8 protein-coding genes are annotated in these 12,957 nt (G+C 67.8%); all 8 read left to right on the top strand.

The genetic code is table 11. From position 1 onward, the window contains the following. Window positions 1-132: 132 nt before the first annotated feature. A complete protein-coding gene (rplK, locus tag ACZ5FU_RS04760) occupies window positions 133-567 on the top strand; it encodes a 50S ribosomal protein L11 (protein WP_020132675.1) in 435 nt (144 codons plus the stop codon). A 103-nt stretch (window positions 568-670) separates the two neighbouring features. Continuing rightward, on the top strand, window positions 671-1,396 hold the full coding sequence (gene rplA / locus ACZ5FU_RS04755; RefSeq protein WP_451527009.1) for a 50S ribosomal protein L1: 726 nt from the start codon (window positions 671-673) through the stop codon (window positions 1,394-1,396). 130 nt (window positions 1,397-1,526) lie between these two features. Further along, window positions 1,527-2,438 (top strand): SCO4651 family lipoprotein, encoded by a 912-nt coding sequence (locus ACZ5FU_RS04750; RefSeq protein ID WP_469044422.1) that lies wholly within the window; start codon window positions 1,527-1,529, stop codon window positions 2,436-2,438. 109 nt (window positions 2,439-2,547) lie between these two features. Continuing rightward, entirely contained in the window at window positions 2,548-3,375 is an 828-nt protein-coding gene (locus tag ACZ5FU_RS04745) for an SCO4651 family lipoprotein (protein WP_469044421.1), read from the top strand. A gap of 285 nt (window positions 3,376-3,660) precedes the next feature. Further along, window positions 3,661-4,191 (top strand): 50S ribosomal protein L10, encoded by a 531-nt coding sequence (rplJ, locus tag ACZ5FU_RS04740; protein ID WP_451527006.1) that lies wholly within the window; start codon window positions 3,661-3,663, stop codon window positions 4,189-4,191. Between the two features lie 111 nt (window positions 4,192-4,302). Beyond that, the gene (gene rplL / locus ACZ5FU_RS04735; protein WP_451527005.1) at window positions 4,303-4,683 is read left to right on the top strand and encodes a 50S ribosomal protein L7/L12; all 381 of its coding nucleotides are present in this window, start codon (window positions 4,303-4,305) and stop codon (window positions 4,681-4,683) included. Between the two features lie 576 nt (window positions 4,684-5,259). Further along, window positions 5,260-8,745, top strand: coding sequence for a DNA-directed RNA polymerase subunit beta (rpoB, locus tag ACZ5FU_RS04730; protein ID WP_451527004.1), 3,486 nt, complete (start codon window positions 5,260-5,262; stop codon window positions 8,743-8,745). A gap of 97 nt (window positions 8,746-8,842) precedes the next feature. Beyond that, complete coding sequence (locus ACZ5FU_RS04725; RefSeq protein ID WP_451527003.1) at window positions 8,843-12,757, top strand: DNA-directed RNA polymerase subunit beta'; 3,915 nt, start codon at window positions 8,843-8,845, stop codon at window positions 12,755-12,757. Window positions 12,758-12,957: the final 200 nt, after the last annotated feature.

Genomic DNA, 12,957 nt, shown 5'->3' with positions numbered 1-12,957 from the left:
GCCGCTCGCGCGGCGCCTGACCTGGTCGGTTTTTGGCCGCGCAAGGATACCCGTTATCGTTGTGCGGTATGCCTCCATCCGGATCATCCGGACCGGACGGCTGAAAACTCTCACTAGGACCCGGAGAGAGCAATGCCTCCCAAGAAGAAGAAGGTCACGGGGCTCATCAAGCTCCAGATCAACGCCGGTGCGGCGAACCCCGCCCCGCCGGTCGGCCCCGCGCTCGGCCAGCACGGCGTCAACATCATGGAGTTCTGCAAGGCCTACAACGCCGCGACCGAGTCGCAGCGTGGCTGGGTGATCCCGGTGGAGATCACGGTCTACGAGGACCGTTCCTTCACCTTCATCACCAAGACGCCGCCGGCCGCGAAGATGATCCTCAAGGCCGCGGGTGTCGAGAAGGGCTCGGGCGAGCCGCACAAGACCAAGGTCGCCAAGATCACCGAGGCGCAGGTCCGCGAGATCGCCACGACCAAGCTTCCCGACCTGAACGCCAACGACCTGGACGCCGCGTCGAAGATCATCGCCGGCACCGCCCGCTCCATGGGCATCACGGTCGAGGGCTGAACCCCAAGCCCCGCAGCACCTTCGTAGCAGTCGCGGCTCCGGCCGCACGTGGCAGGGCCTGCTCGGCCCGTACCACGACTCCTCAGAACCCCCAGGAGCAGTAGTGAGCAAGCGCAGCAAGTCTCTCCGCGCTGCGGACGCCAAGATCGACCGGGAGAAGCTGTACGCCCCGCTCGAGGCCGTCCGTCTCGCCAAGGAGACCTCCACGAGCAAGTTCGACGGCACCGTCGAGGTCGCCTTCCGTCTGGGTGTCGACCCGCGCAAGGCCGACCAGATGGTCCGTGGCACCGTGAACCTGCCGCACGGCACCGGCAAGACCGCCCGGGTCCTGGTCTTCGCGACCGGTGACCGTGCTGCGGCCGCGGAGGCCGCGGGCGCCGACATCGTCGGCTCCGACGAACTGATCGACGAGGTCGCGAAGGGCCGTCTGGACTTCGACGCCGTCGTCGCCACCCCGGACCTCATGGGCAAGGTCGGCCGCCTCGGCCGCGTGCTCGGTCCGCGTGGTCTGATGCCGAACCCGAAGACCGGCACCGTCACCCCCGACGTGGCCAAGGCCGTCACGGAGATCAAGGGCGGCAAGATCGAGTTCCGCGTCGACAAGCACTCGAACCTGCACTTCATCATCGGCAAGTCGTCGTTCGACGACGCCCAGCTGGTGGAGAACTACGGCGCGGCGCTGGAGGAGATCCTCCGTCTGAAGCCGTCCGCCGCCAAGGGCCGCTACATCAAGAAGGCCGCGATCAGCACCACGATCGGCCCCGGCATCCAGGTCGACCCCAACCGCACCCGGAACCTCCTCGTCGAGGAGGACCCGGCCGCGGTCTGAACCTGACGGTTCGCACCGGTCGGCGACGAGCCCCGCAACCTTTCGAGGTGCGGGGCTCGTCCCTTTTCCCGTACGGCTGTCGGTGCCGTGCGTTACCGTGCGGACACGGGGACAAGATGGGGGTGAGGGCATGAAGGGCACGCGTGCACGCCGGGCGGGCCTCTCGGTCGTCGTGGCGGCCCTGCTGACCGGAGCGGCCGCCTGCGGCCCGGACCCGGGGGGATCCGCCGGGGACGAGGGCTCCGCCTCCTCCGGCGAGGGCGGCGACAGCGGCTTCAGCCCGACGGCCGCGCTGCGCACCGCCGAGAAGTCCACCGGCGGCGCCGACTCCGCCAAGGTCGAGTCGACGACCACCATGGGCTCGGTGATGGCGATGACGGCCGACGGCTCCCTCGGCTGGGGCGACGGCCTCACCGGCACCCTCACCATCACCTACACCGGCGGCACCATGGCCGACACCATGCGGCAGCTGGGTACCACCTCGATGCAGGCCCGCTACCTGCCCGACGCGTACTACGCGCGCATGGGTGACGCCTTCGCCGAGCAGGCCGGCGGCAAGCACTGGATCAAGTACCCGTACGACGCGCTGGAGACCCTCGGCGGCGGCTCGGGGGCCTATCTCAAGGACCAGATGGAGAACTCCACCCCGAGCCGGTCGGTGAAGCTCCTGCTGGCCTCCGGGGACGTGCGCAGGGTCGGCGAGGAGACGGTCCGCGGCGAGCGCACCACGCACTACTCGGGCACCGTCGAGGTCGCCGACCTCGCCGGCCGCAACTCCAGCCTCGACGAGAGCCAGCTCGCCGGCCTGAGGAAACAGCTGGAACAGGCCGGCGTCACCACCGAGACCGTCGACATCTGGGTCGACGACGACGACCTGCTGGTCAAGAAGGTCGAGAAGGGCCGGTCGGCCAACGGCACGTACAGCCAGACCGCCTACTACAGCGACTACGGCACCCCGGTCGACACCGAGGCGCCCCCGGCGGCCGACACCGCCGACTTCTCCGAGCTGCTCCGGCAGCAGGGGGCCGGCCCCACGCCCTGAGGGCGGACCGCCGGGAATTCACGGGCCTCCGCCCGCACCCGTGGGATACCTTCGCACCCTCGCCGTGAACCGACCAGGTGTTCACCGTGTGCTGCGTGGGGGAATGTGCATGAGATCTTCCGTGGGTGTCCTCGGGTTGTCCGCCCTGCTCGTCACGGGCTGTGCGGCGGCGTCGGAGGGCACGGCGGACGGGGGCGACCCGAAGGCCGCGGCCGCGGCCGTCACGCGGGCCGCGGAGAAGACGGAGCGGATCGGCTCCCTGCGCTACCGGATGACCGGCCGGATGCCGGAGGAGGGCCGGATCAGGGCCGAGGCCGCGATGGCCGTCGAACCGCCGGCCATGAGCCTGAGGACGACCGTCCTCGGCGGCCCCGACAAGGGCGTCGGCGAGATCCGCCTCGTCGACGGAGTGATCTACGTCGGCAGCGACGAGGCCACCGAGGACGGCAGGCACTGGATGAAGTTCGGGGCACCCGGAACCTCCGACACCCCGAGCGGCCTCAAGGTCGACACCACGTCGGCGGCCGACCAGGTCCGCCGCAACCCGGCCCACGAGAGCACCTTCCTCACCGCGGCCGACGACCTCAGGACGACCGGCACGGAGAGCGTCGACGGCGTGACCACCACCCACTACGAGGGCACGGCCACCGTCGACGAGATCCGGGCCTCCTACCGGGACGAGGCCAAGAGCGTCCGTCAGCGGCGCGAGCAGTCCCTCGCGCAGTACGAGAAGCTCGGCGTCGACGAGCTGGACATGGACGTCTGGATCGACGAGGCCGGCCGCACCAGACAGCTGCGGTTCCAGGGCTTCGGCCGGCACGGCCAGCTCGACCTCACCATCACCTTCCTCGACTTCGGCAAGCCCGTCACCGTGCAGGCCCCGCCCGCCTCGGACACCCTCGACCTGGCCGAGGAGACGGAGAGGGCCGGGCGCTGAGCGCCCTTACGGGCGGATTTGCTTGACGGCGACCCGTTCACGTACGCTCCTACAGAAGCCAAAGACCGCTGGTCGTCGCCGTGCGCTCGCGAGAGGGTGCGGTGGCCGAAGGATCCGCTGCCACGCGGACGACCCGCGCAGGTGACTGTGGAAGTGCTCCCGGGCCGTGATCCGTACACGGATTTCGTTCGGTCGAGCTCTCGCCCCGTGCGCCTGCGCCGGGGCGTTTCGTTTGTCCCAGCCCCTTCCGAGCGGTCGTCAACACCCGGAAGGAGGCCGACGCTCATGGCAAGGCCCGACAAGGCTGCCGCGGTGGCCGAGCTCGCGGAGCAGTTCCGCAGCTCGAACGCCGCCGTGCTGACCGAGTACCGGGGTCTCACCGTGGCGCAGCTCAAGACGCTGCGTCGTTCGCTCGGTGAGAACGCCCAGTACGCCGTGGTGAAGAACACGCTGACCAAGATTGCGGCCAACGAGGCCGGGATCTCGACGCTCGACGACCTGTTCAACGGTCCGACGGCGGTCGCCTTCGTCACCGGTGACCCGGTGGAGTCGGCGAAGGGTCTTCGTGACTTCGCCAAGGACAACCCCAACCTCGTCATCAAGGGCGGTGTCCTTGACGGCAAGGCGCTGTCCGCCGACGAGATCAAGAAGCTTGCGGACCTCGAGTCCCGCGAGGTTCTGCTCTCCAAGCTGGCGGGTGCCTTCAAGGGCAAGCAGTCCCAGGCTGCACAGCTCTTCCAGGCGCTTCCCTCGAAGCTCGTCCGCACCGTGGACGCCCTTCGCGCCAAGCAGGAGGAGCAGGGCGGTGCCGAGTAACTCGGCTCGCGCAGTGACCGCCGCCTGAGGCAGCGGTCTTAGCGGGCCGACCGTACGCCCGCCGAACAAGTACATCCGGCACCTGCCGAATTAGTGGAAGGATCGCCCACCATGGCGAAGCTCAGCCAGGAAGACCTGCTCGCGCAGTTCGAGGAGATGACCCTCATCGAGCTCTCCGAGTTCGTGAAGGCCTTCGAGGAGAAGTTCGACGTCACCGCCGCCGCGGCGACCGTCGTTGCCGGTGGCCCGGCCGCCCCCGTCGCCGAGGCCGAGGAGGAGAAGGACGAGTTCGACGTCATCCTCACCGGTGCGGGCGACAAGAAGATCCAGGTCATCAAGGTCGTGCGCGAGCTGACCTCCCTGGGTCTGAAGGAGGCCAAGGACCTCGTGGACGGCGCCCCGAAGCCCGTCCTCGAGAAGGTCGCCAAGGACGCCGCCGAGAAGGCCGCCGAGTCCCTCAAGGGCGCCGGCGCCTCGGTCGAGGTCAAGTAACACCCCCGCGGTCGGCGACGACCGCAGCGACGGCCGAAACAGTTCCTCCGGGGCTGTAACGCCGGCGCACCGAGGAGCGATCATCCATCCGGGTGGTCGCTCTTCGGCGTTCCCGAGGGCCGGCCACGGTTGCCTTGCACCTGTGTTCGCGAGGGGTAGGGTGATCTTCGTCTTGTCCCCGGACGCCCCGCGTCCGGGCATGGGGGCCTTGACGAACCGCACGCAGCGCGCAATTCTCAGGACGCGTCGTCACAAGGATCCGTATCCGAGGCATGGATCGACGGCGAAGAGGGCAGTATCACCGTGCGTTGAGGGCTACCGGACCGAGGGCGTTGAGAGCTACGAGGGTCTCGAAAAACCCGCACTGGACATCAGTGTGCCAAGTGGCTACACTGACCCTTTGCGCTGCCTGTTAGCTGTCCCCTGCCCGTCACCAGGGGCATGCCCTCGCCCGACCATCGATGACCGGACCCTCTCTGACCTGGCCTTTCGGCCGATTCCGGAGAGTCTGTCTCGTCGTGCGGGAGAGGGGCCGGTACGCGCGTAGTGAGTCCGAGCCCTCGGAAGGACCCCCTCTTGGCCGCCTCGCGCAACGCCTCGACCGCGAATACGAACAACGCTGCCAGCACCGCCCCGCTGCGCATCTCCTTTGCAAAGATCAAGGAGCCCCTCGAGGTTCCGAACCTTCTCGCACTGCAGACCGAGAGCTTCGACTGGCTGCTCGGCAACGAAGCGTGGAAGGCTCGCGTCGAGGAGGCTCTCGAGAACGGTCAGGACGTCCCCACCAAGTCCGGCCTCGAGGAGATCTTCGAGGAGATCTCCCCGATCGAGGACTTCTCCGGGTCGATGTCGCTGACCTTCCGCGACCACCGTTTCGAGCCGCCGAAGAACAGCATCGACGAGTGCAAGGACCGCGACTTCACGTACGCGGCCCCGCTCTTCGTGACGGCCGAGTTCACCAACAACGAGACCGGCGAGATCAAGTCCCAGACGGTCTTCATGGGCGACTTCCCGCTCATGACCAACAAGGGCACCTTCGTCATCAACGGCACCGAGCGTGTCGTCGTGTCGCAGCTGGTCCGCTCGCCCGGCGTCTACTTCGACTCCTCCATCGACAAGACGTCCGACAAGGACATCTTCTCCGCCAAGATCATCCCGTCCCGGGGTGCCTGGCTGGAGATGGAGATCGACAAGCGCGACATGGTCGGTGTCCGCATCGACCGCAAGCGCAAGCAGTCCGTCACCGTCCTCCTGAAGGCTCTCGGCTGGACCACCGAGCAGATCCTCGAGGAGTTCGGCGAGTACGAGTCGATGCGCGCCACCCTGGAGAAGGACCACACCCAGGGCCAGGACGACGCGCTCCTGGACATCTACCGCAAGCTGCGCCCGGGCGAGCCGCCGACCCGCGAGGCCGCTCAGACGCTGCTCGAGAACCTCTACTTCAACCCCAAGCGCTACGACCTCGCCAAGGTCGGCCGCTACAAGGTGAACAAGAAGCTCGGCGCCGACGAGCCGCTGGACGCCGGCGTGCTCACCACCGACGACATCATCGCCACCATCAAGTACCTGGTGAAGCTGCACGCCGGTGAGACCGAGACGCTCGGCGAGTCGGGCCGCTCGATCATGGTCGAGACCGACGACATCGACCACTTCGGCAACCGCCGCATCCGCAGCGTCGGCGAGCTGATCCAGAACCAGGTCCGTACGGGTCTCGCCCGTATGGAGCGCGTCGTGCGCGAGCGCATGACCACCCAGGACGTCGAGGCGATCACGCCGCAGACCCTGATCAACATCCGGCCGGTCGTCGCCTCCATCAAGGAGTTCTTCGGCACCAGCCAGCTGTCGCAGTTCATGGACCAGAACAACCCGCTGTCGGGTCTGACGCACAAGCGTCGTCTCAACGCGCTCGGCCCGGGTGGTCTGTCCCGTGAGCGGGCCGGCTTCGAGGTCCGTGACGTGCACCCCTCGCACTACGGCCGCATGTGCCCGATCGAGACGCCGGAAGGCCCGAACATCGGTCTGATCGGCTCGCTCGCCTCGTACGGCCGGATCAACCCGTTCGGTTTCATCGAGACGCCGTACCGCAAGGTCACCGGTGGTGTCGTCACCGACGAGGTCGACTACCTCACGGCCGACGAAGAGGACCGGTTCGTCATCGCGCAGGCCAACGCGCCGCTCAACGACGAGTTCCAGTTCGAGGAGGCCCGCGTCCTGGTCCGCCGTCGTGGCGGCGAGGTCGACTACGTCCCCGGTGACGACGTCGACTACATGGACGTCTCCCCGCGCCAGATGGTGTCGGTCGCGACCGCCATGATCCCGTTCCTCGAGCACGACGACGCCAACCGTGCCCTCATGGGCGCGAACATGATGCGCCAGGCCGTGCCGCTCATCAAGAGCGAGGCCCCGCTCGTCGGCACCGGCATGGAGTACCGCTCCGCCGTCGACGCCGGCGACGTGGTCAAGGCCGAGAAGGACGGTGTGGTCCAGGAGGTCTCCGCGGACTACATCACCACCACCAACGACGACGGCACGTACATCACGTACCGCCTGGCCAAGTTCTCGCGCTCCAACCAGGGCACCTCGGTCAACCAGAAGGTCATCGTCAACGAGGGCGACCGGATCATCACCGGTCAGGTCCTCGCCGACGGACCGGCGACCGAGAACGGCGAGATGGCGCTGGGCAAGAACCTGCTCGTGGCGTTCATGCCGTGGGAGGGTCACAACTACGAGGACGCGATCATCCTGTCGCAGCGCCTCGTGCAGGACGACGTCCTCTCCTCGATCCACATCGAGGAGCACGAGGTCGACGCCCGTGACACCAAGCTCGGCCCCGAGGAGATCACCCGGGACATCCCGAACGTCTCCGAGGAGGTCCTCGCCGACCTCGACGAGCGCGGCATCATCCGCATCGGCGCCGAGGTCGTCGCCGGCGACATCCTGGTCGGCAAGGTCACGCCCAAGGGCGAGACCGAGCTGACCCCGGAGGAGCGCCTGCTGCGCGCCATCTTCGGCGAGAAGGCCCGTGAGGTCCGTGACACCTCGCTGAAGGTGCCGCACGGCGAGATCGGCAAGGTCATCGGCGTCCGCGTCTTCGACCGTGAGGAGGGCGACGAGCTGCCGCCGGGCGTGAACCAGCTGGTTCGCGTCTACGTGGCGCAGAAGCGCAAGATCACGGACGGTGACAAGCTCGCCGGCCGCCACGGCAACAAGGGTGTCATCTCCAAGATCCTGCCGATCGAGGACATGCCGTTCCTGGAGGACGGGACCCCGGTCGACATCATCCTCAACCCGCTGGGTGTGCCGTCCCGAATGAACCCGGGACAGGTCCTGGAGATCCACCTCGGCTGGCTCGCCAGCCGCGGCTGGGACGTCTCCGGCCTCGCGGACGACTGGGCGCAGCGCCTCCAGGCGATCGGCGCCGACAGCGTCGCCCCCGGCACCAACGTCGCCACCCCGGTGTTCGACGGCGCCCGCGAGGACGAGCTGACCGGTCTGCTGCAGCACACCATCCCGAACCGCGACGGCGGGCGCATGGTGCTCCCGTCCGGCAAGGCCCCGCTGTTCGACGGCCGCTCGGGTGAGCCCTTCCCGGAGCCGATCTCGGTCGGCTACATGTACATCCTCAAGCTCCACCACCTGGTCGACGACAAGCTGCACGCCCGTTCGACCGGTCCGTACTCGATGATCACCCAGCAGCCGCTGGGTGGTAAGGCCCAGTTCGGTGGCCAGCGCTTCGGTGAGATGGAGGTGTGGGCGCTGGAGGCGTACGGCGCCGCTTACGCCCTCCAGGAGCTGCTGACCATCAAGTCCGACGACGTCACCGGCCGCGTGAAGGTCTACGAGGCCATCGTCAAGGGCGAGAACATCCCCGAGCCCGGCATCCCCGAGTCCTTCAAGGTGCTCATCAAGGAGATGCAGTCCCTGTGCCTCAACGTGGAGGTGCTGTCCTCGGACGGCATGTCCATCGAGATGCGCGACACCGACGAGGACGTCTTCCGCGCGGCGGAAGAGCTCGGCATCGACCTGTCCCGGCGCGAGCCGAGCAGCGTCGAAGAGGTCTGACGGGAGTCCGGCGGGGCCCCTCCAGCAGAGGCCCCGCCGATCCCGCGACCCCCGTTTCAGACCACAGACTTACAACCCTGAGAGGGATTGACGCATAGTGCTCGACGTCAACTTCTTCGATGAGCTCCGGATCGGTCTGGCCACCGCTGACGACATCCGTCAGTGGAGCCACGGCGAGGTCAAGAAGCCCGAGACCATCAACTACCGCACCCTCAAGCCCGAAAAGGACGGACTCTTCTGCGAGAAGATCTTCGGTCCGACCCGGGACTGGGAGTGCTACTGCGGCAAGTACAAGCGTGTCCGCTTCAAGGGCATCATCTGTGAGCGCTGCGGCGTCGAGGTGACCCGCGCCAAGGTGCGCCGCGAGCGGATGGGCCACATCGAGCTGGCCGCCCCCGTCACGCACATCTGGTACTTCAAGGGTGTCCCGAGCCGGCTGGGCTACCTGCTCGACCTGGCTCCCAAGGACCTCGAGAAGGTCATCTACTTCGCGGCGTACATGATCACGTACGTCGACGAGGAGCGCCGCACGCGTGACCTGCCCTCGCTGGAGGCGCACGTCTCCGTCGAGCGGCAGCAGATCGAGAACCGCCGGGACGCCGACCTGGAGGCCCGCGCCAAGAAGCTCGAGACCGACCTGGCCGAGCTCGAGGCCGAGGGCGCCAAGGCCGACGTGCGTCGCAAGGTGCGCGAAGGCGCCGAGCGGGAGATGAAGCAGCTGCGCGACCGCGCCCAGCGCGAGATCGACCGCCTGGACGAGGTGTGGACCCGCTTCAAGAACCTCAAGGTCCAGGACCTCGAGGGTGACGAGCTGCTCTACCGCGAGCTGCGTGACCGCTTCGGCACCTACTTCGACGGTTCGATGGGTGCCGCGGCGCTGCAGAAGCGCCTGGAGTCCTTCGACCTCGACGAGGAGGCCGAGAAGCTCCGCGAGATCATCCGCACCGGCAAGGGCCAGAAGAAGACCCGCGCGCTCAAGCGCCTCAAGGTCGTCTCCGCGTTCCTGCAGACCAGCAACAGCCCCAAGGGCATGGTGCTGGACTGCGTGCCGGTCATCCCGCCGGACCTGCGTCCGATGGTGCAGCTGGACGGTGGCCGCTTCGCGACCTCCGACCTGAACGACCTGTACCGCCGTGTCATCAACCGCAACAACCGCCTGAAGCGCCTTCTCGACCTCGGTGCGCCCGAGATCATCGTGAACAACGAGAAGCGCATGCTCCAGGAGGCCGTGGACGCGCTCTTCGACAACGGCCGTCGTGGCCGTCCGGTCACCGGTCCCGGCAACCGCCCGCTGAAGTCCCTCAGCGACATGCTGAAGGGCAAGCAGGGCCGCTTCCGCCAGAACCTGCTCGGCAAGCGAGTCGACTACTCGGCGCGTTCCGTCATCGTCGTCGGCCCGCAGCTGAAGCTGCACCAGTGCGGTCTGCCCAAGGCCATGGCGCTGGAGCTCTTCAAGCCGTTCGTGATGAAGCGCCTGGTCGACCTGAACCACGCGCAGAACATCAAGTCGGCCAAGCGCATGGTCGAGCGCGGCCGCACCGTGGTGTACGACGTCCTCGAAGAGGTCATCGCCGAGCACCCGGTGCTGCTGAACCGTGCGCCCACGCTGCACCGCCTCGGCATCCAGGCCTTCGAGCCGCAGCTGGTCGAGGGCAAGGCCATCCAGATCCACCCGCTCGTGTGCACCGCGTTCAACGCGGACTTCGACGGTGACCAGATGGCCGTGCACCTGCCGCTGTCCGCGGAGGCGCAGGCCGAGGCCCGCATCCTGATGCTGTCCTCGAACAACATCCTCAAGCCCGCCGACGGCCGTCCGGTGACGATGCCGACCCAGGACATGGTCCTCGGTCTGTTCTTCCTCACCACCGACGGCGAGCTGCGCGACGTCAAGGGCGAGGAGCGTTCCTTCTCGTCCGTGGCCGAGGCGATCATGGCGTTCGACGCCGGCGAGCTGTCGCTGCAGTCGCGTGTCGACGTCCGCTTCCCGGTGGGCACCATCCCGCCGCGCGGCTGGACCCCGCCGGCGCAGGAGGACGGGGACGACCGCGTCGGGGAGGGGGAGTGGCAGCAGGGTGACTCGTTCCGGCTGCGCACGACCCTGGGCCGCGCGCTCTTCAACGAGCTGCTGCCCGAGGACTACCCGTTCGTCGACTACGAGGTCGGCAAGAAGCAGCTCTCGGAGATCGTCAACGACCTCGCCGAGCGCTACCCCAAGGTCATCGTGGCGGCGACGCTCGACAACCTGAAGGCGGCCGGCTTCTACTGGGCGACCCGTTCCGGCGTCACCGTGGCCATCTCCGACATCGTCGTTCCCGACGCGAAGCGGGGGATCGTCCAGGGCTACGAGGCGCAGGACGAGAAGGTCCAGAAGCAGTACGAGCGCGGTCTGATCACCAAGGAAGAGCGCACGCAGGAGCTCATCGCGATCTGGACCAAGGCGACCAACGAGGTCGCCGAGGCGATGAACGCGAACTTCCCGAAGACCAACCCGGTCTCGATGATGGTCAACTCGGGTGCCCGAGGCAACATGATGCAGATGCGTCAGATCGCCGGTATGCGTGGTCTGGTGTCGAACGCGAAGAACGAGACCATCCCGCGTCCGATCAAGGCCTCGTTCCGTGAGGGCCTGTCCGTGCTGGAGTACTTCATCTCCACCCACGGTGCCCGTAAGGGTCTGGCGGACACCGCCCTGCGTACCGCCGACTCGGGTTACCTCACCCGTCGTCTGGTGGACGTCTCGCAGGACGTCATCATCCGCGAGGAGGACTGCGGCACCGAGCGCGGCCTCAAGCTGGCCATCGCCGAGCGCGGCGAGGACGGTGTGCTGCGCAAGGCGGACGACGCCGAGACCAGCGTGTACGCGCGCTGCCTCGCCGAGGACATCGTCGTCGACGGCAAGGTGCTCGCCCCGGCGGGCGTCGACCTCGGTGACGTCCTCATCGACCAGCTGGTCAAGGCCGGCGTCGAGGAGGTCAAGACCCGCTCGGTCCTGACCTGCGAGTCCGCCGTCGGCACCTGCGCCATGTGCTACGGCCGTTCGCTGGCCACCGGCAAGCTGGTCGACATCGGTGAGGCGGTCGGCATCATCGCCGCCCAGTCCATCGGTGAGCCCGGTACCCAGCTGACGATGCGTACCTTCCACACCGGTGGTGTGGCAGGTGACGACATCACCCAGGGTCTGCCGCGTGTCGTCGAGCTCTTCGAGGCCCGTACCCCGAAGGGTGTCGCCCCGATCTCCGAGGCCTCCGGCCGTGTGCGGATCGAGGAGACGGAGAAGACCAAGAAGATCGTCATCACGCCGGACGACGGCAGCGACGAGACGGCGTTCCCGATCTCGAAGCGCGCCCGTCTGAAGGTCGAGGAGGGCGAGCACGTCGAGGTGGGCCAGCAGCTCACCGTGGGTACCCAGAACCCGCACGACGTGCTGCGCATCCTGGGCCAGCGTGCCGTCCAGGTCCACCTGGTGGCCGAGGTCCAGCGGGTGTACAACTCGCAGGGTGTGTCGATCCACGACAAGCACATCGAGATCATCATCCGGCAGATGCTCCGCCGCGTGACGATCATCGAGTCCGGCGACGCCGAGCTGCTGCCCGGCGAGCTGGTCGAGCGCTCGAAGTTCGAGACCGAGAACCGTCGTGTGGTGCAGGAGGGCGGTCACCCGGCCTCCGGTCGTCCGCAGCTCATGGGTATCACCAAGGCCTCGCTGGCCACGGAGTCCTGGCTGTCGGCGGCGTCCTTCCAGGAGACGACCAGGGTGCTGACGGACGCGGCGATCAACGCCAAGTCCGACTCCCTGATCGGCCTCAAGGAGAACGTCATCATCGGTAAGCTCATCCCGGCCGGTACGGGTCTGTCCCGCTACCGCAACATCCGGGTCGAGCCGACCGAGGAGGCCAAGGCCGCGATGTACTCGGCCGTCGGCTACGACGACATCGACTACTCGCCGTTCGGCACCGGCTCCGGCCAGGCCGTCCCGCTGGAGGACTACGACTACGGTCCGTACAACCAGTAAGGCGTACGTCTGAAGCACTGAAGGGCGGTCACCCGTGCGGGTGGCCGCCCTTCGGCGTGTCCGCGGCAGTCGTTCGGCGTGTCCGCGGGTGGTGCGGCCGCCTCCGTGCGGCGCCGTGCCCTGCCGGACGTCCGACCGGCGCTCCGCCGTCCCCGTGGCCGTCCCCGCAGCCGTTCCGGCCGTCCGTGGTCCCCGGGGGG

Source organism: Streptomyces sp. NPDC031554 (assembly GCF_055580685.1).
The sequence above is the reverse complement of the archived record's forward strand: the minus strand, read 5'-3'. Positions and strand labels throughout refer to the sequence as shown.